Annotated in this window: 23 protein-coding genes; 8 read left to right on the forward strand and 15 right to left on the reverse strand. The window is 30.5% G+C overall.

The window, feature by feature from the left end; genetic code table 11:
- Both fbaA and AACZ53_RS00460 read right to left on the reverse strand, forming a co-directional pair.
- Nucleotides 1-775 (reverse strand): class II fructose-bisphosphate aldolase (gene fbaA / locus AACZ53_RS00455; RefSeq protein ID WP_339833405.1); only part of this gene is annotated, 775 nt, incomplete at its 3' end.
- A 46-nt stretch (nucleotides 776-821) separates the two neighbouring features.
- Nucleotides 822-3,362: a BamA/TamA family outer membrane protein gene (locus AACZ53_RS00460; RefSeq protein ID WP_339833409.1), complete on the reverse strand. Its 2,541-nt coding sequence runs from the start codon at nucleotides 3,360-3,362 to the stop codon at nucleotides 822-824.
- Between the two features lie 36 nt (nucleotides 3,363-3,398).
- Here AACZ53_RS00460 and AACZ53_RS00465 point away from each other — a divergent pair, with 36 nt between their 5' ends.
- Nucleotides 3,399-4,130 carry an RNA methyltransferase gene (locus AACZ53_RS00465; protein WP_339833412.1) on the forward strand — a complete coding sequence of 244 codons (732 nt, stop codon included), beginning with the start codon at nucleotides 3,399-3,401 and terminating at the stop codon, nucleotides 4,128-4,130.
- Here the strand turns inward: AACZ53_RS00465 and AACZ53_RS00470 are convergent.
- The 10 genes from AACZ53_RS00470 to AACZ53_RS00515 all read right to left on the reverse strand — a co-directional run bounded on the left by AACZ53_RS00470 (nucleotide 4,127) and on the right by AACZ53_RS00515 (nucleotide 13,094).
- A complete protein-coding gene (locus AACZ53_RS00470; RefSeq protein ID WP_339833416.1) occupies nucleotides 4,127-4,816 on the reverse strand; it encodes a porin family protein in 690 nt (229 codons plus the stop codon). The genes AACZ53_RS00465 and AACZ53_RS00470 overlap by 4 nt on opposite strands.
- A gap of 9 nt (nucleotides 4,817-4,825) precedes the next feature.
- Nucleotides 4,826-5,557 (reverse strand): bifunctional demethylmenaquinone methyltransferase/2-methoxy-6-polyprenyl-1,4-benzoquinol methylase UbiE, encoded by a 732-nt coding sequence (gene ubiE, locus AACZ53_RS00475; RefSeq protein WP_339833419.1) that lies wholly within the window; start codon nucleotides 5,555-5,557, stop codon nucleotides 4,826-4,828.
- A gap of 256 nt (nucleotides 5,558-5,813) precedes the next feature.
- Entirely contained in the window at nucleotides 5,814-6,299 is a 486-nt protein-coding gene (locus AACZ53_RS00480) for a dihydrofolate reductase (protein ID WP_339833422.1), read from the reverse strand.
- Nucleotides 6,300-6,317: 18 nt separating this feature from the next.
- Nucleotides 6,318-7,109, reverse strand: coding sequence for an energy transducer TonB (locus AACZ53_RS00485; protein WP_339833425.1), 792 nt, complete (start codon nucleotides 7,107-7,109; stop codon nucleotides 6,318-6,320).
- A gap of 6 nt (nucleotides 7,110-7,115) precedes the next feature.
- Nucleotides 7,116-7,913, reverse strand: a complete 798-nt coding sequence (locus AACZ53_RS00490) for an energy transducer TonB (protein ID WP_339833428.1) — start codon at nucleotides 7,911-7,913, stop codon at nucleotides 7,116-7,118.
- Nucleotides 7,914-7,922: 9 nt separating this feature from the next.
- On the reverse strand, nucleotides 7,923-8,747 hold the full coding sequence (locus AACZ53_RS00495; protein WP_339833431.1) for a thymidylate synthase: 825 nt from the start codon (nucleotides 8,745-8,747) through the stop codon (nucleotides 7,923-7,925).
- Between the two features lie 38 nt (nucleotides 8,748-8,785).
- Nucleotides 8,786-10,444 (reverse strand): nucleoside transporter C-terminal domain-containing protein, encoded by a 1,659-nt coding sequence (locus AACZ53_RS00500; RefSeq protein ID WP_339833433.1) that lies wholly within the window; start codon nucleotides 10,442-10,444, stop codon nucleotides 8,786-8,788.
- 18 nt (nucleotides 10,445-10,462) lie between these two features.
- On the reverse strand, nucleotides 10,463-11,089 hold the full coding sequence (locus AACZ53_RS00505) for a bifunctional nuclease family protein (RefSeq protein WP_339833435.1): 627 nt from the start codon (nucleotides 11,087-11,089) through the stop codon (nucleotides 10,463-10,465).
- A gap of 233 nt (nucleotides 11,090-11,322) precedes the next feature.
- Complete coding sequence (locus AACZ53_RS00510; protein ID WP_339833437.1) at nucleotides 11,323-12,291, reverse strand: electron transfer flavoprotein subunit alpha/FixB family protein; 969 nt, start codon at nucleotides 12,289-12,291, stop codon at nucleotides 11,323-11,325.
- Between the two features lie 56 nt (nucleotides 12,292-12,347).
- Nucleotides 12,348-13,094, reverse strand: a complete 747-nt coding sequence (locus AACZ53_RS00515; protein ID WP_339833440.1) for an electron transfer flavoprotein subunit beta/FixA family protein — start codon at nucleotides 13,092-13,094, stop codon at nucleotides 12,348-12,350.
- Nucleotides 13,095-13,296: 202 nt separating this feature from the next.
- Here AACZ53_RS00515 and AACZ53_RS00520 point away from each other — a divergent pair, with 202 nt between their 5' ends.
- The 5 genes from AACZ53_RS00520 to AACZ53_RS00540 all read left to right on the forward strand — a co-directional run bounded on the left by AACZ53_RS00520 (nucleotide 13,297) and on the right by AACZ53_RS00540 (nucleotide 20,823).
- Entirely contained in the window at nucleotides 13,297-14,274 is a 978-nt protein-coding gene (locus AACZ53_RS00520) for a pyruvate dehydrogenase complex E1 component subunit beta (RefSeq protein ID WP_339833443.1), read from the forward strand.
- A 70-nt stretch (nucleotides 14,275-14,344) separates the two neighbouring features.
- Nucleotides 14,345-16,822 carry a DUF5686 family protein gene (locus AACZ53_RS00525; protein WP_339833446.1) on the forward strand — a complete coding sequence of 826 codons (2,478 nt, stop codon included), beginning with the start codon at nucleotides 14,345-14,347 and terminating at the stop codon, nucleotides 16,820-16,822.
- 134 nt (nucleotides 16,823-16,956) lie between these two features.
- Nucleotides 16,957-17,598, forward strand: a complete 642-nt coding sequence (locus AACZ53_RS00530) for a DNA-3-methyladenine glycosylase 2 family protein (RefSeq protein ID WP_339833448.1) — start codon at nucleotides 16,957-16,959, stop codon at nucleotides 17,596-17,598.
- Nucleotides 17,599-17,707: 109 nt separating this feature from the next.
- The gene (locus AACZ53_RS00535; RefSeq protein ID WP_026717341.1) at nucleotides 17,708-18,238 is read left to right on the forward strand and encodes an inorganic diphosphatase; all 531 of its coding nucleotides are present in this window, start codon (nucleotides 17,708-17,710) and stop codon (nucleotides 18,236-18,238) included.
- Nucleotides 18,239-18,348: 110 nt separating this feature from the next.
- Nucleotides 18,349-20,823, forward strand: coding sequence for a sodium-translocating pyrophosphatase (locus AACZ53_RS00540; RefSeq protein WP_339833451.1), 2,475 nt, complete (start codon nucleotides 18,349-18,351; stop codon nucleotides 20,821-20,823).
- 87 nt (nucleotides 20,824-20,910) lie between these two features.
- Here AACZ53_RS00540 and AACZ53_RS00545 read toward each other — a convergent pair whose 3' ends face one another.
- The 3 genes from AACZ53_RS00545 to AACZ53_RS00555 are packed head-to-tail and all read right to left on the reverse strand — an operon-like array spanning nucleotide 20,911 to nucleotide 22,970.
- Nucleotides 20,911-21,501: a carboxymuconolactone decarboxylase family protein gene (locus AACZ53_RS00545; RefSeq protein WP_339833453.1), complete on the reverse strand. Its 591-nt coding sequence runs from the start codon at nucleotides 21,499-21,501 to the stop codon at nucleotides 20,911-20,913.
- A 57-nt stretch (nucleotides 21,502-21,558) separates the two neighbouring features.
- A complete protein-coding gene (locus AACZ53_RS00550; protein WP_339833456.1) occupies nucleotides 21,559-22,173 on the reverse strand; it encodes a deoxynucleoside kinase in 615 nt (204 codons plus the stop codon).
- Nucleotides 22,173-22,970, reverse strand: a complete 798-nt coding sequence (locus AACZ53_RS00555; RefSeq protein ID WP_339833459.1) for a hypothetical protein — start codon at nucleotides 22,968-22,970, stop codon at nucleotides 22,173-22,175. Before AACZ53_RS00555 ends, AACZ53_RS00550 begins: the two co-directional genes overlap by 1 nt.
- Before the next feature lie 180 nt (nucleotides 22,971-23,150).
- Here AACZ53_RS00555 and AACZ53_RS00560 point away from each other — a divergent pair, with 180 nt between their 5' ends.
- Entirely contained in the window at nucleotides 23,151-24,050 is a 900-nt protein-coding gene (locus AACZ53_RS00560) for a GLPGLI family protein (protein ID WP_339833462.1), read from the forward strand.
- Nucleotides 24,051-24,075: 25 nt separating this feature from the next.
- Nucleotides 24,076-24,903, forward strand: a complete 828-nt coding sequence (locus AACZ53_RS00565) for a GLPGLI family protein (RefSeq protein ID WP_339833465.1) — start codon at nucleotides 24,076-24,078, stop codon at nucleotides 24,901-24,903.
- Nucleotides 24,904-24,916 lie beyond the last annotated feature (13 nt).

Below are 24,916 nucleotides of genomic sequence, written 5' to 3' on the forward strand. Positions count from 1 at the left end.
CAAAGTCAATAGGGTTTGAACCTGTGTTATAATTCTTTTCAATGTATTCTTGAGAGTTTTTCAAGATTTTTGGAGTTAACTTTACATTTCCTGGTTTGTAAACACCATGAACATTTCCAAAAGCTGCTGCAATAGTAAAACGAGGACTAATTTTTAATAATTCTTCGTAAGCATAAGCTACTTCTTCTGGCTGTGTGTATAATTTTGAGCTGTCAACATCTGAGTTATCAACACCGTCTTCTTCTCCACCTGTGATACCTAACTCAATTTCTAAAGTCATACCCATTTTACTCATACGAGCTAAGTATGTTTTACAAATTTCAATGTTTTCTTCAATTGGTTCTTCTGATAAGTCTATCATATGAGAACTATATAGAGGTTTTCCTGTTTCTGCAAAATGTTTTTCAGAAGCATCTAGTAAACCATCAATCCAAGGTAATAATTTTTTTGCACAATGATCCGTATGAAGAATTACAGTTGCACCATAAGCTTCAGCTAATGTATGAATGTGTTTTGCGCCAGCGATTCCACCTAAAATAGCAGCTTTTTCATTTGCATTTGAAAGCCCTTTTCCAGCATTAAACTGTGCACCACCATTTGAAAATTGAATAATAACTGGGGCGTTTAATTTAGCAGCAGTTTCCATAACAGCGTTAACTGTACTTGAGCTTACAACGTTTACCGCAGGTAAAGCGAAGCCTTTTTCTTTTGCGTAATTAAAAATATTTTGTACTTCATCGCCTGTTGCAACACCAGGTTTAATATTGTGAGCCATAGTTTTATTGTTTTAATTAGTTTGACAAAAATAAGTATTTTAAAAATTAGAATGGGTAATTTATTCCAAAATTTAGAACAGTTTTACTAAAGTTAAGGTCTCTAAACCATCTTTCATTCTCTATTCTTCCTGGATTGTAGGTTTTATACCCAAAATCTAAACGGAATACAAAAAAGCTAAAATCGTAGCGAAATCCTATTCCTGTTCCTAGTGCAATGTCTTTTAAAGAAGAGATTCCGTTAAAGGTGTAAGATTTGTCTTCTACATTGTCAAAGACATTCCAAATATTTCCGGCATCAGCAAAAAAGGCACCATATAATTGTCCAAAAAACGGAAAACGATATTCAGCATTAAAAGCCATTTTAAAGTTAGCTTCATTAAAATCATTTATTCCACCACTTGAACCTGGCCCAAGGGCATAAGGTTGCCAGCCTCTATTGTCGTTTGAACCTCCAGAAAAGTAACTTTTTGAGAATGGTATAGAATTAGAATTTCCATATGGAATGGCTAAACCCAAAAAACCTCTCATGGCATAACTTCTTTTTCTTCCTAAATCCCAGTGTTTGATATATTCAAAATCTCCTTTGATATATTGAGCATATTCAACACCAAACATGGTTTTATTTCCGTTATCACTATAAGGCTGGTCAACTACATTTGATAAAAGAGAAAGCACATTACCTGCTGACTCTAATTTTACCTTTAAATTATAAAAATTATAATCATAAATATCGCTTTTGTTTGTTGTAGAAAAAGTAAAACTTGATGCTGCTATAAGATAATTTTCAATTAAACGTTGTCTTCTTTCTCCAATACTTCTTACGGTTTGAAAAGCATCATTATTTGAAGTTAAAGAAGTGTTTCCATTAATTACATCATCAATAAAAGAAACAGCTCCTATGGGTGTTAAATTCCCATCTACAATGTTTTCCGGGTTAGTGTTATAGGTTTGAGCAATTTCATTTAAATCGTCATAAGATGATCCATATACCGTGAAGTAATTTCCAATATTTAAGTTTCTAACATATTGAAGGTTCAATAACTCAAATTTAGAAACATTCTTTACTTTCCTGATCCAATTATAGTCTATGATTCCTGAAAAATTTTCTTTATCTAAACCAATGTTAGTTTGTCTAAATAAACCGACTGAAAGATTTGTTGTAGGCAACATTTCTTTTCTAATAAGCTTTGAAGTTGGAAATAAGAAAAATATTCTTGGAAAAGTTAATTTGGCATCTGCTCCATATTCAGATAAGTTAAAAAACACGCCATTTGGATTTGCTAAATCTTTTGATGAACCGATGTTTCCTCTTGTTGAAACTTGTAATAACTCAGCACCTCTAAAAACATTTCTAAAGGTTACAGATAAATTCCCTGCAATTCCAAAATCTTGAATGTTAGAATGGATAAAATCACCACTAGCATTAAAATTATATTTTTTAACAGGAGATAAATTGATACTTGTTACTAATGCTGTACTGTCTTTGTTTTCTTTGTAATCAATATTTGGATAATTGAATGTGTTTAAGCTGCTTAATGAACGTGCCGTTTGAAAACGAGATATATCACTATAATAATCACCTTTATTGACAAAAATAGCATTTGTTATTGCTTTTGGCCTGTATTTTATTTTTTTAGAACCATAAAGAGTGTAATTTTTATAGGTAATACTATCCGTTATTTTTGATTTGTTTTTGATAGCATCATTATCTAAATAGACATTTACTTTTTCAATTTTATAAATTTTATGTGGGATATTATAGTTTTCTTCAGCAACCGTTATGTCTCGATCATTTATTTTTAAATCTACGGCTAGTTTTTTTGTTATTGTGTCTTGATAAACATCGTAATTTATATCGTTTTCTTGAAAATAATAAGCACCATTATTTCTAAAATGAGTAGTTATTCTTTTTCGTTCATTTTCAAAATCTGTAACGATATATTTTTTATTTAATTTTAAATATGATTTGTTTTTAATGGATTGATACATGCTATCAATTACTTTTGTTTCAATAATTGAAGCGATTGAATCGATAATATAAGGTTCGTTTTTTACTAAAGTATAAATTATTTTCCCCTGTTTTTTTCCAACTGAATCAATTTCTGCTTTAACTTCATTGTCGAAATAACCAATGTTTTTATAATAACCGTTTAATCTTTTTTTCGATTTTTCGATTTTATTTTCATCAATAATGACTGGAGCTTCACCTACTTTTTTGAAAAAATTACTATAGCCTTTTACAAGAAATGATTCTCCTAAACGGTTGACCTGTTTTTCTGAAAGAAGTTTAATTAGATTTTCTTTTCGGTTTGGTTTTTTATTTAACCAAGCAACATAGGATGAATCTACATCCTTTTTACTTAAATGATATAAATAAAGACGAATTGGAATTTTAAAAAAACTCGAATTTGGTTTTTGATATAGCAAAACTTGAATACTATCATTAGTAATTTTTTGACTATCAATTATGATTTCATTTTTTACCAATAACATTTCGTCATCAGGTACTCTTTTTAAAGGAGAACAAGAATATATAATTGCAGTTATTACAATTAATAGTGTTATTTTTGATGAATTATATTTCAACTTTCAGTATATATTGGTTCAAAAATACTTCTTTTTATGATTAGTAAAAATCAAATTAAATTAATAAAGAGTCTTCAACAAAAAAAATACAGAAAACTGTATCAATTATTCATTGCTGAAGGTGTAAAAGTAATTCAAGAATTACTCAATTCCAATTATGAATTGGTTGAATTATTTACAATACAAGAATTATTCCCAAATGTTGAAAAAACTAAATTAAATTTCATTTCGGAAACTGACTTAAAAAGTATTAGCGCTCTTGTTACTCCAAACGAATGTTTAGCGGTTTTTATTATTCCAGAAAAAGTTCAAGTTGACTATTCAAATACCTTACAAATAGCTTTAGATGATATTCGCGATCCGGGAAATATGGGAACGATTATTAGATTAGCCGATTGGTTTGGTGTCCAGAATATAATCTGTAGTGAAGCAACAGTTGATGTTTTTAATCCAAAAGTTATTCAGTCTACAATGGGATCAATTGCTAGAGTAAATGTGATGTATTGCGATTTGAAAAAAGAATTGCTTTCTGCAAAAGTTCCGGTTTATGGAACCCTTTTAGAAGGAAAAAATATTTATGCTGAAAAATTAATACAACCAAGTATTATTGTTTTAGGAAATGAATCTAACGGAATTAGTCCAGAAATTCAAAGATTAATTACTCATAAAATCACTATTCCACGTTTTGGAACCTTACAACAAACAGAAAGTCTAAATGTAGCAACAGCAACTGCAGTTGTGTTAAGTGAGTTTTGTAGAAATTCTTAGTGGAAAGCAAAGTTTAAGAAAACACCTCTTGTTCGCATAGCATCAATATTAGATGTCCATTGACTATTTGGGTTTTTGTCTCTAACTAATTCATCATTCATGCTAAAAACACCTCTAATTGAAGGTGAAAAGATGAAATATTCCAAGTATAAATCTACTCCAAAACCTAATTCATAATTGTTTGTCCATTTTTTCATTCTAAAAACAGCAGATTCATTATCATCTGGAGAATCTTCATAACTACTCAAGTTTAAACTTCTAGAAACACCACCAACAAGATAAGGTCTAACATTTCCAAATCGTTTAGAAGAAAATTTCAATAATACAGGGAAATGGATGTAAGTAGATGTAACTTCTCTAAAACGATCTACTGGGTCAACAATATCAGGATAAATTAAATTTCTTTGCGTATAATATAAACCAGGTTCAAAACGCAAGTCGATATTTTCGTGAAGTCTTAAATTCCCGATTAAACCTACATTAAAACCTGTAGTGTTTTGTACTTCTAAATCTTTCGTAATGGTTTTGTAGTCAAATTGAAAGTCATAGAAATTAAAACCTAGATAAAACCCCCAATGCACTCTGCTTTTTTGAAAATTCTCTAAATTAATTATAGGATCTTTTCCAAATTGTGCCTGGCTAGAGAGCGTAAATAACGCAAAACAGATTATAAAAAGTTTTTTCATTTTTAGCAATTACTTCTTTGATGCATGATAAATTGTTGCAACTCCAAAAGTTTGAGGAAGATGCTGTACATCTATAAACCCAATTTTTCGTAAAATATTGTTTAAAGCTTCACCAAAAGGAAATTCATTTGCAGAATCTGACAAATAACTATAAGCAGCTTTGTCTTTAGAAAACAATTTTCCGACCAAAGGTAAAATATATTTTGAATGAAAAGCATACCCTTGTTTGTAAGGGAATTTTATTGGAACAGAAGTTTCTAAAATTACAAAAATGCCGTTTGGCTTTAAGACACGAAGAATTTCGGATAATCCTTTTTCTAGCGTTTCAAAATTTCTAACACCAAAAGCAACCGTTATGGCATCAAAATAATTATCAGGATAAGGAATATTTTCACTATCACCCAAAACCATTTGAATTTTTGAATCTAGTTTTTTTTCTGCAATTTTCTTTATACCTACTTCTAGCATTCCGGCAGAAATATCCAAACCAATAATTTCTTCGGCAGAAGTGTTAGTCATTAAGATGGCTAAATCACCAGTTCCAGTTGCAATATCTAAAACTGTTTTTGGGTTTCTAGCGGAAACTAATTGCAATACTTTTTTTCGCCATTTTACATCAATTCCAAATGAAATTACGCGATTTAAGCCATCATAATTTCCCGAAATGTTGTCAAACATTTGGGCAACTTGCTCTTTTTTACCTAATTCAGAATCTTTGTATGGTTTTATATTTTCTGCCATTTTGTTTTTATTGGACTGCAAAAGTACGATTTATAATTAAAAAAGACACGAATTACCTATCAAACAAGTTATAAAAAAGATACAAATTTCAAGAACTAGTACAAATTAAATCTGGGTAGATTTTTATAAAAATCTTTGACAGGCTTAGACTGATACTTCGTGTTTCAATTGTTACTAATTAAATGATTATGGCTAATTTTCATATTTACGATTAGTCAATTGTTTAATAAAATGTCATACTGAGCTTGTCGAAGTGCTATCTTTTAACAAACGTTAAATAAGTAAAATCATATTGATGTTTTTCATCTTTTGGATGATGTTCAGATTCAATGACTTCCCAAACATCTTCATCAATTTTAGGAAAAAAGGTATCAGCTTCAACAGTTGTATGAACTCTTGTTAATTCAATTTTATCAGCTATTTCAATAGATTGCTTGTAAATTTGTCCACCACCAATTATAAAAATTTCTTCGTTTTCTGGAGAAATTTCAATAGCTTTTGTTAAACTATTTACCACAATACAACCTTCTGGGACTTCATAATTTTTTTGCCTTGTAATGATTACGTGAGTTCTATTTGGTAAAGGTTTTGGAAAACTTTCAAATGTTTTTCTTCCCATCACTATATAATGACCAGAAGTTAAAGCTTTAAAACGTTTGAAATCATCTGGCAAATGCCAAACTAAATCATTATCTTTTCCAAGGGCATTGTTTTCTGAAGCGGCTGCGATTAGTGTTAGCATTTTGATTGTATTATATTTTTAAAATATTTTATATAGAATTGGTTGAAGATAAGATACTCTAATTTTTTTACCATTTTGTTCTCCCGGATTTAGCGTTGGCATTTTCTGAATAATATCCAAACCACTTTTATGTAGAAGTGGATGACCATCAAAGACCGTTATATCTTCAATCGTTCCGTCTTTTTCAATAATAAAGAAAATTTGTATTCTTCCTTGAATGTTGTTTTCTCTGGCTAATGTTGGATAAGCGAAATGTTTTTTTATGTGGTTATTCATTTTTTCCATAAAGCACTTTTTCATTAACTCATTATCTTCTTTTACTTTGCAGTTTTTAAAAGATGGAATTTTTTCAATTATATTAATTTTTGTTTTTTCTTTTGGCTCATTTGATTTTTCAACCATAACATATTCGGAATAAAGCTTAAAAGTCATTGTTGCTATGTAATTTTCTATATAGCCATTATTGTTAACATATGGTTTAATTTGAGGTAGTTTGTTAAAAGTTTTTTCAAGAAGATTCGTTATGAATACAGATTCTTTGTCAACTTCGTAAATTTCTACTTTACCTTCAGCCGTAATTATTATTGTAAAAGTGATAGATGAATTGTTGAATTTTATATATCCTTCATTTGTTTTATATTCTTTGGCAAATTCATTTTTTATTACTTCTTTGATAGTTGATGAATAACTTGCTTTTGAATATTTTTTCATAGTATCATTATGAAAAAAAACATTTTTATAGATTGTGTCTTTTTGAGAAAAAGATATTGAAGTAATAAATAGAAGGGTTATTAAAAATACATTTTTCATAACTAATTATTTTCTTTTTTTATTTTCTAATTTATAAAATATAGGTTGTGAATAAGAAACTTTTGTTTTTTCACCATTTAATTCACCTGGAATAAACGGAGGTAATTTTAATATTAAATCTAAAGTGCTACTTTGGATAATTGGATGTCCTTCTACAATAGTAATTTCTTCAATAGTTCCGTCTTTTTCAATAGTGAATAGTGCAATAGTTCTTCCTTGAATATTATCATTGATTGCTTGTTTTGGATAAGAAAAGTTATCTTTGATGTGATTATTCATTTTTTCCATGAAGCAATTTTTCATTGATTCATTGCTTAAAATAGGATTACAATTTTTGAAACGGGGAATTTTTTCTAATATTTTAAACTTGTCAAGATCTTTTACAGTGTCTTTTTCAATAGGTAATTCAAACTTTGAATCTAGTTTAAAGACCATAACTATAGAAAACCAGTTTTTAATATTATGTTGATTAACAAATGGTTTAATTTTAGGTAATTTTATAAATATTTTTTCAATAAAAGAAAAGACCCCACTATTGCTTGCTTCTAAAAGACTGATTGTTCCAGTTGTATCTACTACTATAACAATACTAAATGGGGAATTGTCAAATTCTTTAAGTTTATAATTTGATTTGAATTCTTTTACAAACTCATTTTTTATTATCTGTTTAATAGTTTTAGAATATTCATATTTAGAATATTTTTTCATAGTATCATTATGAAAAAAAGCATTTTCATAATTTTCAACTTGTGAAAAAGAAATAGAAACAATAAATAAAAACGAAAGTAAAAACAGATTTTTCATAATAAAAGTTTAAACAGCAACAGCTCCTTTAATATGTGGATGAGGATCATAACCTTCTAAAGTAAAGTCATCAAAAGTGAAATCAAAGATGTTTTTAACTTCTGGATTTAATATCATTTTTGGCAATGGTCTGCATTCTCTTGAAAGTTGTAATTCCAATTGTTCCATGTGATTGTTGTAAATATGAGCATCCCCAAAAGTGTGCACAAAATCACCTACTTGCAAATCACAAACTTGCGCAACCATCATTGTAAACAATGCATAAGAAGCAATATTAAAAGGTACTCCTAAAAAGATATCAGCACTTCTTTGATACAATTGACAACTCAATTTTCCATCAGCCACATAAAATTGAAAAAAAGCGTGACAAGGTGGTAATGCAGCTTTATGGTTAGCAACGTTTTCAGCAAAAGATTTAGAAGTATCAGGTAAAACACTTGGATTCCAAGCTGAAACTAACATTCTTCTACTGTTTGGATTATTTTTTAAAGTGTCAATTAATTCCGTGATTTGGTCAATTTCTTCACCATTCCAATTTCTCCATTGATACCCATAAACCGGACCCAAATCTCCATTTTCATCTGCCCAATCATCCCAAATTTTAACGCCATTCTCTTTTAAATAATCAATGTTTGTGTCTCCTTTTAAAAACCAAAGCAATTCATATATAATTGATTTTAAATGCAGTTTTTTAGTAGTTACCATTGGAAAACCTTCAGCCAAATCAAAACGCATTTGGTAGCCAAAAACGCTTTTTGTTCCTGTTCCAGTTCGATCTCCTTTTTGATTTCCGTGCTCTAAAACATGTTTTACTAAGTCGTGGTATTGTTGCATTTTTTTAATTTAGAAATTAGAATTCTGAATTTAGAAGTTTATCCAATAATCATTCCAGCAATCGTAGCTGATAATAATGAAGCTAAACTTCCACCAATTACCGCTTTTAATCCAAATTCTGATAATGTTTTACGTTGATTTGGCGCTAATGAGCCTATTCCTCCAATTTGAATTCCGATGGAAGCAAAGTTGGCAAACCCGCATAACATGTATGTTGCCATAATTACTGATTTATCATAAGTGAAATGTATATTGCTTGCCATGTTTTTTAATTCGGCTAATTGGATATATCCAACAAATTCTGAAGCGGCTAATTTTACACCTAATAATTGTCCCATTAGCATCATATCTTCTTGGGCTACACCAATTAACCACATTAATGGAGAAAAAATAATTCCTAAAATTGTTTCTAGTGAAAAAGCTTTATAGGGTGTATTGTCGGCAATTACGTCATTTAATCCAGTCCAGCCACCAATCCATCCTAAAGTGTAATTAATCATAGCAATAAAAGCAATAAAAACCAAAAGCATTGCTGCTACGTTTGCTGCCAATTTTAAACCTTCAGTAGTACCTGTTGAAATTGCATCTAATACATTTGAACCAATTTTTTCTTTAGTAACTTCAACATTTGTATTTATTTCTTCAGTTTGTGGGCATAACATTTTTGAAATTACGATTGCTCCTGGTGCAGCCATAACAGATGCAGCTAATAAGTGCTTAGCAAATTCTAATCTTAAAACGGGATCATTTCCACCAAGGAAGCCTATGTATGCGGCTAAAACCCCACCTGCAACTGTTGCCATTCCACCAATCATAACAAGAAGCATTTCTGACTTGTTCATTTTTTCTAAATAAGCCTTAATTAACAGGGGAGCTTCCGTTTGACCTAAAAATATATTCCCAGCCACTGATAAGCTTTCTGCACCAGATATAGATAATAATTTGGTTAATACTTTAGCTAAACCTTTAACCACGATTTGAATTATTCCTAAATAAAACAATAAAGAAGTTAAAGCAGAGAAAAATATAATTGTTGGTAATACTTGAAATAAGAATATGAATCCGAAACTCTCGATATTCATCATTCCACCTAAAAGGAATTCACTTCCTGCTCTTGTAAAGTCAAGAACTAAAACGAATAAATTTCCAACAAATTCAAAGCCAGCTTTTACAAAAGGAATTTTTAAAACGCCAATTGCTAAAATTAATTGAGCTGCAATTCCTAAACCAACTGTTTTCCAATTGATGGCTTTTTTGTTGCTACTGAATAAATATGCTATGCCTAAAAGCGATAACATGCCTAAAATTCCTCTCCAAATGCTAGTAAAAGTCATTCCTTCACTTTCAATGAGTTGAGCATTTGTGTTTTTTTGTGTTTTTTTGTTTGATGCAAAAAATGAATACGCTTTTCCTTTGTTTTTGATGACTAAAGTTGAATCTGTTTTTGCTTCGATAACGAATCTCTTTGTTGGAGAATCAGAACCGTTTTCGAACAAAAAGATAAAATTTTCTTGCACTAAATAATCTCCTTTTTGATTGATGCTATCGTTAGCAATTTGCAGTGTGTAAGAGCCTTTTTGAAGTTCTAAATAATCATTTTCAGAAGTTGATAATTGCCATTTTTTTTCAATTTCTTGAGCATTTAAACTATTTAAGCTGAAAGCCACAGCTAACAATAAAACTATTTTTTTAAACATTTTGTTTGGTTAGTTTTGTTAAGATTCTTTTTTTGAAATTTCATCACGAATGCGAGCCGCTTTTTCGTAATCTTCATTTTGAACTGCCTCTTCAAGCTTGTCGTATAATTCTTTTACTGTAAATTGGCTATAACTATCTGCTTTTGGAGCTTTCTCTTCATTGGCAAAAGTTTCAGGTGTTGAAAGTACACCATCATTATCTACATCATCAATTTCTTGATCTAATGGATTTGTGTTTAGATATATTCCTGCTTTATCTAGTATGTTTTTGTATGTGAAAATTGGAGCTTGAAAACGTAAGGCTAATGCAATTGCATCTGAAGTTCTGGCATCAATAATTTCTTCGATTTTGTCTCTTTCACAAATGATACTTGAATAAAAAACACCATCTACTAATTTATGGATGATGACTTGTTTGACTACAATATCAAATCTGTCAGCAAAACTTTTAAATAAATCATGTGTTAAAGGTCTTGGTGGTTTTATTTCTTTTTCGAGAGCGATTGCGATGGATTGTGCTTCAAAAGCTCCAATTACGATTGGCAATTTGCGTTCGCCATCTACTTCATTTAAAATTAAAGCATAAGCTCCATTTTGAGTTTGGCTGTAGGATATTCCTTTTATAGTTAATTTTACTAAGCTCATTCTTTGTGTAAGTTAAGAGTTGATTTTAGTCAATCTTACATTAATAAATAATCAATACAATTTTCTAATAGCCCTGATTGCAGCGGAATCCTTTTTAAAAAAAAAGATATAGTGAAAAGCAGGAAAATGGTAAGTAAAAAAAGCCCTAACCATTTGCTCCAAAAATAAAAAAAAGAGCCATCTAAACAAAGATAACTCTAATTTTAATATAATTTATTTTTGAACACTAATTTTTAAGCGTTCGCAGCTTTGAAAGCTTTTAGTTTTTCGATCAACTTTGGAACTACTTCAAAAGCATCGCCAACAATACCATAATCAGCTACTTTAAAGAAAGGAGCATCTGCATCTGTATTGATCACAACTTTTACTTTAGAGGAATTAATACCAGCTATATGTTGAATAGCACCAGAAATTCCGATTGCGATGTATAAATTTGCGGCTACAGGTTTTCCTGTTTGTCCAACGTGTTCGCTGTGAGGTCTCCAGCCAATATCAGAAACGGGCTTAGAACAAGCTGTTGCAGCTCCAAGAACAGAAGCTAACTCTTCAATCATTCCCCAGTTTTCTGGACCTTTTAGTCCACGACCAGCAGAAACAACAATTTCAGCATCAGCGATTGTTACTTTTCCAGTAACTTTTTCAACAGATTCAACTTTTACAGAGAAATCTGCATCTTTTAACGATGGGGTAAAATCTTCTTCAGTAGGAGAGGAACTAGTTTCAACTAAACCGAAGGAGTTTTTAGCTAGAGCTAATACTTTAACATCTGTCGAGATTTCCGTAAAATTGAAAGCTTTGTTTGAAAAAGCAGTACGTTTTACTTGAAAGGGACTTGTGCTAATTGGTAAAGCAACTACGTTAGAAGCAAATCCAGCGTCTAAATAAGTTGCAACCAATGGAGCAAGATATAAACTATCGGTTGTTGAAGAAAGAACAATTACTTTGCTTCCTTCTTTTTCAGCAGCTTGTTTTACTACATCAGCGTAAGCTTTTGCATTAAATTTTGATAAAGAATCATTGTTTACTTTTAATACTTTATCTACTCCGTAATTTGCTAATTCAGCCGTTGAACTAGCGTTGATTGTTACAGCAGTAACGGTTGTTCCTAATGAATCTGCAACTTTTTTTGCGTATGAAGCTAATTCAAAAGCAACTTTTTTGAATTTTCCATCTGCAGATTCTGCGTATATTAATAATGACATAATTTTTGATTTAAAGATTGAAAAATTTAATAATTTAAAGATTTCGAAATTTGTTATTAAATAACTTTTGCTTCGTTATGTAGTAAGTTTACTAATTCGTCTAAGTTGTCTGCACTAACTAATTTAACAGCCGATTTTGCTACTGGTTTTTCAAATTTAACAGCTTTTGTTGCTGTATCATTATTAGTAGGTTCTACAACTGTGATAACTTTGGTTCTAGCTTGCATAATTCCTCTCATGTTTGGAATACGAAGATCTTTTTCTTCCACTAAACCTTTTTGACCACCAACTACTAAAGGTAATGTAGCAGAAAGTGTTTCTTTACCACCATCAATTTCTCTTTGAGCTGTTGCGTTATTTCCATCAATCGTTAGGCTAATGCAAGAGTTTATAAAATTATAACCTAATGAAGCAGATAACATACCAGGAACCATTCCTCCATTGTAATCTAAAGATTCTTTTCCGGCAATAATTAGGTCATAATTCCCTTGATTTGCAATTTCAGCTAATTGTTTTGCAACAAATGTTCCATCTGTTGGGTTTGCATTTATACGAATGGCATCATCTGCACCAATGGCTAACGCTTTTCTTAGGGTAGCTTCAGAATCAGCTAATCCAACACTAACAACCGTTACAGTTGCGCTTTGTTGTTCTTTAAACCAAACGGCTCTAGTTAAACCAAACTCATCATTTGGATTAATTACAAACTGAACTCCATTTGTGTCAAATTCAGTATCGCCATTTGTGAAATTAATTTTCGAAGTAGTATCAGGCACATTGCTGATGCAAACTAATATTTTCATCTTATCTAATTTGAATATTTATGTGACGAAATTACAAAAAAATGTTTTAAAAATACTATGCGCGCATAATAAATTTTGTTAAAATTTTATTTTACGAAAAGGTTATAGTTGGTAAAACATCTTTTTATTTGAATTTGAATTATAATTATGGAATATTTTTTTACTATTTTTGCCCTTCAATATGATTTTAAGAATTTAATATATGAGAACAATACAATTTAGAGAAGCTATTGCTGAAGCAATGAGTGAAGAAATGCGTAGAGACGAATCTGTTTACTTAATGGGTGAAGAAGTAGCTGAATATAACGGAGCTTATAAAGCTTCAAAAGGTATGCTAGAAGAGTTTGGAGCTAAACGTATAATAGATACTCCAATTGCTGAGCTAGGTTTTGCAGGTATAGCTGTTGGTTCTGCAATGAACGGTTGTCGTCCTATTGTTGAATATATGACGTTTAACTTCTCGTTAGTTGGTATTGATCAAATTATTAATAATGCAGCAAAAATGCGTCAAATGTCAGCAGGACAATTCCCTATGCCAATGGTTTTTAGAGGACCAACTGCTTCTGCAGGACAATTAGGAGCAACTCACTCACAAGCTTTTGAAAACTGGTTTGCAAATACTCCTGGTTTAAAAGTTGTAGTGCCTTCAAATGTTTATGATGCAAAAGGTTTGTTAAAAGCTGCTATCCGTGATAACGACCCAGTTATTTTCATGGAATCAGAACAAATGTATGGAGATAAAGGAGAAGTTCCAGAAGGAGATTATACTATTCCAATAGGAGTTGCTGATATAAAAAGAGAAGGAACCGATGTTACAATAGTTACTTTTGGAAAAATTATCAAAGAAGCATTTATTGCTGCGGATGAATTAGCAAAAGAAGGAATTTCATGTGAAATCATTGACTTAAGAACAGTTCGTCCAATGGATTATGATGCAATCATTAATTCCGTTAAGAAAACAAATAGATTAGTAGTTTTAGAAGAAGCTTGGCCATTTGCTAGTGTAGCTTCAGAAATTACATACATGGTGCAAGAAAGAGCTTTCGATTATTTAGATGCTCCTATTCAAAGAATTACTACAGCAGATACACCAGCACCATATTCGCCAACTTTGTTAAAAGAATGGTTGCCAAATGCTGAAGATGTAATTAAAGCTGTAAAGAAAGTTACATATAAATAAAAATAATCTTTATATATTTGAAACTTCATCAGGATAAACTGATGAAGTTTTTTGTTTAAATGCGTTCCAAATGAAATATAAACTAGTATATCTATTGTTATTTATAACATCTGCTCTTTTTTCTCAAACAAAAGTGGGTGGAAAAGTTTTAGATGAATTTAATGAACCTGTAGCTTTTGCTAATGTTATTTTTAAAAATTCTAAAGAAGGAGTTATTACGGATGAAAATGGTAATTTTTATTTTGAATCAAAAGAAAATTACGCCACTTTAATTATTTCTTTTATTGGGTATGAATCGGTTGAAATTCCATTAAAATCAGGATTAACTAGCAATATTAAAGCCGTTTTAAAAGCAGGAGTAACATTAAGGGATGTAGTGGTTTATTCAGGAAAAACTTCAAAGAAAGATAATCCAGCTATTGATATTTTAAGGAAAATTTGGGAGCGTAGAAGAAAGAATGGACTTCAAATGTTTGATCAATATCAATATGACAAATATGAAAAAGTAGAATTTGACATGAATTCTATTGACAGTACTTTTATGGCCAACAAAGTGTTCAAAGGGTTAGAGTTTGTTTTTGAGCAAATGGATACTTCTCGAATCACCGGAAAAGCATTTTTGCCTATTTTTATTAATGAGGAGCTAAGTGAAGTCTATGGTGATAATGTAAACAATAGAAAAAAAGAAGTTCTTAAAGCTAATAAAAATTCAGGTTTAGGAAGTAGTAATGGTGTAAATGCTTTTATCAAAGATTTATATGCAAATTATGACATCTATAACAACTACTTAAAATTCTTCGACAAAGATTTTGTTAGTCCACTTTCTAGAACTGGAATTAATGTTTATAATTATGTTTTAAGTGATAGTACTTTTATAGATAACAAATGGTGTTACAACATTGTATATTATCCAAGAAGAAAAGGCGAATTAACTTTTAAAGGTGATTTTTGGGTAAACGATACAACATGGGCAATCAAAAAGATAAACCTAGAAGCGAATAAAAGTGCCAATATAAATTGGGTAAAAGAAATTTATATTGAACAAGAATTTGATGTGTTAAACGACTCCGTTTTCTTGTTGAAAAGAGATCATATGATGTCAGATTTTAGTTTTTCAAAGAAAGAAGAATCTAAAGGTGTTTACGGTAAACGAACAACTCTTTATAAAAATCATAAATTTAATATTACAAAAGAAAATGATTTTTATAAAGAAGAAGTAAATTACTATGATAAAAAAGCGTTTAATCAAACCGATGAATTTTGGGCAGAAAACAGGTTTGAAGAATTAAATGATAATGAATCTGGAATATATAATTTACTGGACACTTTAATGACAGTTCCTAAGTTTAAAAGAGTTTATGATTTAGTAACTATTTTAGGAAGTGGTTATGTACAAGTTGGAAACATCGATATCGGACCAATATTTTCTACTTTTGGATATAATGATGTAGAAGGACAACGTTTGCGTTTTGGGGGAAGAACTTACTTTGGAACAAATGATCCTTGGCGAATTCAAGCCTACACAGCCTACGGATTTAAAGATAATAAATTTAAATATGGTGTATCAGGAAAATGGTTAGTAAACAAAAGAAATAGATTAATTCTTTCTGCAGGAAATAGAAGAGATGTAGAGCAAATAGGTGTGAGTTTAACTACTTCAAATGATGTTTTAGGACGAAGTTTTGCCTCATCATCATTCTTCTCAAGTGGAACAAACAATAAGCTAACAAATGTTAATTTAACAAATGTAGGAATTGCATTTGAGCCAGTTAAAAATCTAGTTTTACAGACAAATTTTTCTTATCGAACCCTTGAATCTGCTTCAAACGATTTTAGTTTAGATTATTTCACAGACAATACGTTTACAACAACAAAAGGAACTGTAAAACAATCCGAAATCAATATAGTTGGAGAATATACGCCAAAAAGGAGAACCATTGGCTACGGTGTTGAAAGACAAGATGTAGATGATAATTATGCTCGATTATTTTTAAGTTTTAGCCATGGATTTAAAGGTGTATTAGATAGTGATTTTAATTACGAAAAAGTTCAGTTTTACTATAGACAACCTGTTTTAGTAGGAGGATTTGGAAGGTTATTTACGACTTTAGAATTAGGAAAAACTTTCGGACAAGTACCTTTAGGATTAATGGGTGTTGTGCCAGGAAATCAATCTTATTTTGTAATCGACAATACTTATAATCTATTAAATTACTATGATTTTGTGGCAGATGAATATGCTTCATTACATTTTGAACACCATTTTAACGGAAGATTGTTTTCAAGAATTCCTCTTTTGCAAAAATTAAATTGGAGAGAAATCGTGGGAATAAAAACAGTTTACGGAACAGTTTCAAACGAAAACCGACAAATAAACGCATCCGGATTAGCATATCAAGCACCCGATAAAGTGTATTGGGAATACCACGCTGGAATCGGAAATATTTTCAAAGTATTCCGTTTAGATTTCGCTTGGAGAGGAAATTATTTTGACCTTCCTGGTGCAAATAAATTTACAGTAAAAGGTTCATTCGGATTTTATTTCTAATCGTTTTTTTTTGGAATTTGGAATTTTAACTGTTGGAATTTCTTTAATTTGGGTGTTCCCTTTCAGGTCGTGTCTTCCACTATATCTTTTTTGTTGATGTCATGCTGAGTTTGTCGAAGTAAAAACAAAAAAGGATGCCGTTCCAACCACTAACACAAACCATCTTAAACTTGATAAAATCAATTCCATATTTATTAAAAAAAGATAAAGTATTTCAACAAATAGTTGATTTATACGGCACACCAACAATTTCTACAAGACCACAAGGTTTCGAATCACTTTGTAAATTAATTATCGAACAACAAGTTTCGTTAGCTTCAGCCAAAGCCTGTTATTTAAAAATGGAATCTTTTTTAGGAGAAGTAACGCCACAAAACATTATAAATACTTCCAATGAAGAGTTAAGAAATAACGCTGTTTCCAAACAAAAAACAATTTATTTAAAAGAACTTTCTAAAGCAATTATAAATAAGACGTTAGATTTAGAATCACTTTCACAAAAGTCAGAAGAAGAGATAAAATTAGAATTAACAGCTATCAAAGGAATTGGCAATTGGACTGCTGAGGTTTATATCCTGTTTTGTCTTCAAAAAGAAGATGTTTTCCCTATTGGTGATATTGCACTTCAAAATACATTAAAAGAATTGTTTCCTATTAGCACAAAAGACGAAATGATGATCTTGTCAGAAAATTGGAAGCCAAATCGATCTTTAGCGACCTATTTTTTTTGGCATTATTACTTAAAGAAAAGAAATAGAGAGCATCTAATTTACTGATAAACTAGATAATGTATATTTATTTTGCAATTTAGAGTAAAATAAAAGTATTTTTTTTCTTTTAAAAATGTTAGAATTTGTATTTTTGCAGTCCAAAAAATAAAAAGAAATGACAGTAGATAAAGTTACTACATTTGATGTGTTGATAGAAATTCCAAGAGGAAGTAGAAATAAATACGAATACGATTTTGATTTAAAAAGAATGCGTTTTGATAGAATGTTATTTTCTTCAATGATGTATCCTGCAGATTACGGATTTATTCCAGAAACGTTAGCATTAGATGGTGATCCATTAGATGTTTTAGTTTTAGTAACTGAACCAACTTTTCCAGGTTGTGTAATGGAAGTTAAGCCAATTGGAGTTTTTCACATGGCAGATGAAAAAGGACCAGATGAAAAAGTAATCTGCGTGCCTGTTTCTGACCCAATTTGGAATCAATTAAATGATTTAAGTGATGTAAATCCACACTTAATAAAAGAAATAGAACATTTCTTTCAAGTTTATAAAGATTTGGAAAACAAACAAGTAGATGTAGAAGGTTGGGGAGATGTTACTGAGGCAAAAGAAATTTATATTAAATGCAAACAAAGATTTAATGAAATCGAAAACAAACCAGAAGGTCTATTTAGTATAGGTTAAATTTTAACATAATTTTATAAAAAAGGCAATATTAGTAGTAATATTGCCTTTTTTGTTTATTTTTGTTTGACTTTGGAAATAATAATGTATAAAAAATTAACTAAAATTTTATGGATTCAATAATGATTTATGTGCCAATAATCATGGCTATAATTGGGTTGCTTTTTATGATGTATAAAAGAGCTTGGGTTTTAAAACAAGATGCAGGAGATGGTAAAATGAAAGAAATTTCAGATTACATTTATGAAGGTGCTTTAGCTTTCTTAAAAGCAGAATATAGACTATTAACTTTCTTTGTAATTGGAGCAAGTATTGTTTTAGCTGTAGTTGCGTATTTTGTACCAACAACAAGTTACCTTATTATTATAGCATTTATTTTTGGAGCTATATTTTCTGCCTTTGCCGGAAATATGGGAATGAAAATTGCTACAAAAACAAACGTTCGTACAACACAAGCTGCTCGTACAAGTTTACCACAAGCATTAAAAGTTTCTTTTGGTGGTGGAACAGTTATGGGATTAGGAGTTGCTGGTCTAGCAGTTCTTGGTTTAACAGCGTTCTTTATATTTTTCTTTCACTATTTTATGGGTGGTGTTTGGACATCAACTGAACAAATGACTATCGTTTTAGAAACATTAGCTGGATTCTCTCTTGGAGCAGAATCAATCGCTTTATTTGCACGTGTTGGTGGTGGTATTTATACTAAAGCTGCCGATGTTGGAGCAGATTTAGTAGGTAAAGTTGAAGCTGGAATTCCAGAAGATGATCCAAGAAACCCTGCTACAATTGCTGATAATGTTGGAGATAATGTTGGTGACGTTGCCGGAATGGGTGCCGATTTATTTGGTTCTTATGTAGCAACAGTTTTAGCAGCAATGGTTTTAGGAAACTACGTAATTAAAGATATGGGTGGAAGCATCGATGATGTTTTCGGTGGAATTGGTCCAATCTTATTGCCAATGGCAATTGCAGGTTTTGGAATCTTATTTTCTATCATTGGTACTTTATTAGTAAAAATTAATAATGACAATGCAAAAGAACCTCAAGTTCAAAAAGCATTAAATATAGGAAACTGGGTTTCTATTGCTTTAACTGCTATTTCATGTTTTATTTTGGTGAAATATATGTTACCAGAAACTATGGATATGAACTTCTTCGGGGAAGGATTAAAAGAAATTTCTTCAATGAGAGTTTTCTATGCTTCATTAATTGGTTTATTTGTTGGTGGAGCTATTTCATCAGTAACAGAATATTACACAGGATTAGGTACAAAACCAGTTATGGCAATTGTACAAAAATCGTCAACGGGTGCAGGAACAAATGTAATTGCAGGTTTAGCAACAGGAATGATTTCTACTTTCCCAACTGTTTTATTATTTGCAGCTGCCATTTGGTCAACTTATGCTTTAGCAGGATTTTATGGTGTTGCTTTAGCAGCTTCAGCAATGATGGCAACTACAGCAATGCAATTAGCAATTGATGCCTTTGGACCAATAGCAGATAATGCTGGTGGAATCGCTGAAATGAGTGAATTACCTAAAGAAGTAAGAACAAGAACAGATATTTTAGATTCAGTAGGAAATACTACAGCAGCAACAGGAAAAGGTTTCGCAATCGCTTCGGCAGCCTTAACTTCTTTAGCCTTATTTGCTGCGTATGTAACTTTTACTGGAATTGACGGTATTAATATCTTCAAAGCTCCAGTATTAGCTATGTTGTTTGTTGGTGGAATGATTCCTGTAGTTTTCTCTGCATTAGCAATGAATTCAGTTGGAAAAGCAGCTATGGACATGGTGTATGAAGTTCGTCGTCAGTTCAAAGAAATTCCAGGAATTATGGAAGGAACTGGAAAACCAGAATACGGGAAATGTGTTGAAATTTCTACAAAAGCAGCTTTACGCGAAATGATGTTGCCAGGAATTTTAACGATAGGTTTTCCAATAGCAATTGTATTAATAGGAGTGTTAATTTATCCAGAGAATAATCAATTAGTAGCTGAAATGTTAGGTGGTTATATGGCTGGAGTAACCGTTTCTGGTGTTCTTTGGGCTGTGTTTCAAAATAATGCAGGTGGAGCTTGGGATAATGCAAAAAAATCTTTTGAAGCTGGTGTAGAAATTAACGGTGAAATGACATTTAAAGGTTCAGACGCTCACAAAGCAGCTGTGACTGGAGACACTGTTGGTGATCCATTTAAAGATACTTCTGGACCATCAATGAACATCTTAATTAAATTAACGTGTTTAATTGGTTTAGTAATTGCTCCAATTTTAGGAGGAGAGGCGCATACTGTAACAAATAAAGCTGCAATGTCTTGTTGTGCTGATATGGGTATATGTTCATCAATGTCAAAAGAAGAATGTTTGGAGAAAGGATGTACAAGTAAAACTTGTAAATTCATGAATCAAGATATGAATCAAGAAGTTTCTAAAAGAGTAATTGTTGAAAAAACTAAGATTAATGATGAAAACGTTCAAGCAAATGTAAAAGTGATTTCGACAGTAGACGGAAATGAAACTTTAGAAGAATTTAACTTTGAAGGAAACGAAGCAGAAGTAGATAAAGAAATCAGAGCCATAAAATAAATGGTTCTTCAATAAAATAAAAATGCCTTTCAATTTATTGAAAGGCATTTTTTTATGCTGAAAATCTAAAGTCAGAAAATCTAATTTCTAAACATGTTTTCCTTTTTTCCAACCTGTTTTTCCAAGATATTGTTCGGCACTTTCAACAGCACCATCTTCAATAGTTGTTCCCATTGAGTCATTCCAACGGTTTAAATATCCAAAAAGGGAAATAACTCCAAGCATTTCAACTATTTCACCTTCGTTCCAATGTTTGTATAATTCTTTTTTGATTGTTTCGTCAACAGCATTAGGAATTAAAGAAGAAGCTAATGCAAAATTTAAAGCAGCTCTTTCAGCATCAGAAAAAGCAGGATGTGTTTTATATTCCCAAATATTATCAAGTTGTTCTTGATTTGCACCATAGCGTTCAGCAGCTCTAATAGTATGTGCTTGACAATATCTACATCCAGCAGCATTACTTGTCACCCAACCAATCATTCGCTTTAAAGCAGAGGTCACACGACCTTGATTTTCCATAACAGCTTTATTCAAGTTTATGAATGCTTTAGAAATTGCGGGCCTATGTTGCATTGTTAAAACCGAATTAGGACAAAAACCAAGTGTTTCATTAAAAAAAGCAGCTAATTCTTGTGTTTCTTTATCGTAATCTGGTGAAAGAGGTGTTATTAATGGCATATTTATTTTTTTAAATTTATACTATAAAAAAACCTCAATTAAGAGGTTTCGTTTGGGCTAAAATAATCCGTTTATTTCTGCATTAATTCTGTTGACGATTTCTCCTAAATCTTCAGGATTGTTTACATAATCCATGTTGTCAACATCAATAATTAATAATTTTCCTTTGTCGTATTTATGAATCCAAGCTTCATATCGTTCATTTAATCGACTTAAATAATCAATAGAGATTGTGTTTTCATATTCTCTTCCTCTTTTGTGTATTTGATTTACTAAATTAGGAATTGAGCTTCTCAAATAAATTAATAAATCTGGTGGTCCAACTAATCCTTCCATTAAATCAAAAAGAGAGCCATAATTATTAAAATCTCTATTAGTCATTAATCCCATTGCATGAAGATTGGGTGCAAAAATATGTGCATCTTCATAAATGGTTCTATCCTGAATGATTTTTTTTCCGCTTTCTCTAATTTGTAAAACTTGACGAAAACGACTATTTAAGAAGTAAATTTGCAAATTAAAGCTCCAACGCTCCATTTGATGATAAAAATCATCTAAATACGGATTGTCAACAACATCTTCATAATGAGGTTCCCACTTAAATTGCTTGGCTAATAACTTGGTTAAAGTTGTTTTACCTGCTCCAATATTTCCTGCTATAGCTACATGCATTATGGTAAATCTATTTTATAATTAATAATTTGATTGTCTGTAAAAATAGATAAAATTCCGATGGTATAGAAAAAATTGGTAAAGCTTTTTTTATTTAAATCAATTTTTTGCTCTAAAGGCTTGTTACTATTGAAGTAAAGTAATTCATTATTTTTTTTGATTATATACTTGGTTTCGTCTATAACTTGAATACTATCATAAGTTGGAATTATGCCTAAATTTTTTATCTTACCAAAAATAGAAATACTATAAAAAGTGTTGGACTCATCTATCCAATAAAAAAAATTATAATCGCTTGAGTAATCTTTTATTTTTTCAGTAATTGGTGTTGAAATTATTTTAATTGTATTGGTTTTGAAATTATACAAATTAATCTTTTGTAAAAAACCATCATATAGCCAAACCTGATTTTGACTAGCTAAGCCAAAGGCTTCAATTTTAATAGGAGTTTCAAACCTATTTGCATTGATTTGCTGGGTTTCATTTAATTGATTGTCCAATAAAACTAGTGAATTAAAATCTTCATAAAAAACGACAACTTGTAAAGGATTGGTAATGCAAATACCTTTTATTTTTCCCAAAGACAAGTTTTGATATTCATATTCTTGACTACTATTTCTTTTTTTAATAACGTTCTTAAAAGAAAAATAATCATTTTTTAAATTGTCTTTTCCAATATAATTATCAGTTTTTACTTCTAAGGAATCTATTAGTATTGTTTTGATTACTTCTTGCGTCCACATAGGAATACATGAAAATAGTATAATCAAAAATACAACTTTTTTTATTTTTTTCATTTCAATTAAACCTTTTTGAAAATTTAAAGTCTAAAGATAGGTTTTTAACAGAACATTTTGATTTTTAGATGTAACAAAATTCGCATTTAGAAGTCTAAACTATAGGAAATTATTTAAAAAATAAATTTAGCACAAGAATATTTCCTTTTATAAGTCTAATTAATAGAAAACTATATAAAAATGAAAAATACAATTTTAACTGCGTTGTTTTTAGTAACAACTTTCATGCAAGCGCAAGAATTTCAGGGTTTGGCTGTTTATGAGTCAAAAACAAGTACAGCAGAAATGATGAAAAATTTTGGAGGTAACAGAGAAATTACTCCAGACATGAAAGCAAATATTGAAGAAAGAATGAAAAAAATGTTTGAAAAAACATTTGTATTAAACTTTGACAAATCGGCTTCAATCTATAAAGAAGAAGAAAAATTAGATGCACCAGGGCAAAATGGTGGTGGTGGAAGAATGATGTCTTCCATGATGGGTGGAGGCGGAACTCAATATAAAAATGTTAAAGAGAAAATGTATTCGGTTGACAAAGAGTTTTTTGGAAAAGAATTTCTTATTAAAGATAGTTTGCCAAGTTATAAATGGCAAATGACTGCTGAAACTAAAAAAATTGGTGAGTATACATGTTATAAAGCAACTGCGGTTATAGCTACAGATGCTACAGATTTTAGAAACTTTAGAATGCGCGGAGATGATAAAGCGAAAGAAGAAAAAGAAAAAGCAGCTAAAGCAAAGGATTCTACAGATACAAATAAGAAAACCAACTTTATGGAAGATATTGAGCAAATTAAAGAGAAAACTATAGTAGCTTGGTATGCACCAGAAATACCTATTAACCAAGGACCTGATAAATACTGGGGTTTACCTGGATTAATTCTAGAAGTTAATGACGGAACTACAATTTTATTGTGCTCAAAAATTGCTTTAAACGTAAAAGAGAAAGCAGACATAAAAGCTCCAAAAACAGGAAAAGTGGTTACGCAAAAAGAATATGACGAGACTGTAACCAAAAAAATGGAAGAAATGCGAGAAATGTACCGTGGACAAGGTGGTGGAAGAGGAAGAGGATTTTAACAAATAAAATTAATAAATCTATCAAATGAAAAACTTATTAATTGTACTTTTTTCTTTTATTATCACTAATGCTTTGTCACAGAATTTTCAAGGAATTGCTTATTATTCTTCACAAACCCAAATGAAAGATTTTAACATTAGTGGTGAAGGAATTACTCCAGACATTAAAGAAAAAATGATGGAGAAAATGAAAAAAGCATTTGAGAAAAATTACATTCTAACCTTTACAAATTCTGAATCTGTTTATGCTGAAGAAGAAAAATTAGATGCGCCAAATCCTTCAGGTAATAGAATTTCAATGGGTTTTTCGGGAGGAAATAATTCAAAATATTATAAAAATTTTAAAAACAAACAATTCATTAACAGCAATGATATTTTTGGAAAAGAATTTTTAATAACAGATTCATTAGAGAAATTTGATTGGAAAATTACAGATGAGCAAAAGAAAATTGGAAATTATACTTGCAATAAAGCTCAAATTATAATTCCAGTTACAAAAGAAGATATTGAGGAATACGAAGAATTTAAGAAAAAACAAGAAGGGAATAAAACCAGTTTTATGACTATTAGTGAACCAAAAGACGAAATAATCGAAGCTTGGTACACAATGGAAATTCCAGTATCAAATGGGCCGAGAGAATTTTGGGGTTTACCAGGATTAATTTTAGAATTACACGATGGAAATACAACGCTTTTATGTTCTAAAATTGTAATAAATCCCAAAGAGATAATAGAAATAAAAGCTCCAAAAAACGGTAAAAAAGTAACTAAAAATGAATTTAATAAAATTCAAGAAGACAAAATGAATAGTATGATGAATGAAAATGGCGCTATTGAAATAAAGATGAATTAATCAAACAAACAAA

This window comes from uncultured Flavobacterium sp., from assembly GCF_963975005.1.
GTDB lineage: Bacteria > Bacteroidota > Bacteroidia > Flavobacteriales > Flavobacteriaceae > Flavobacterium.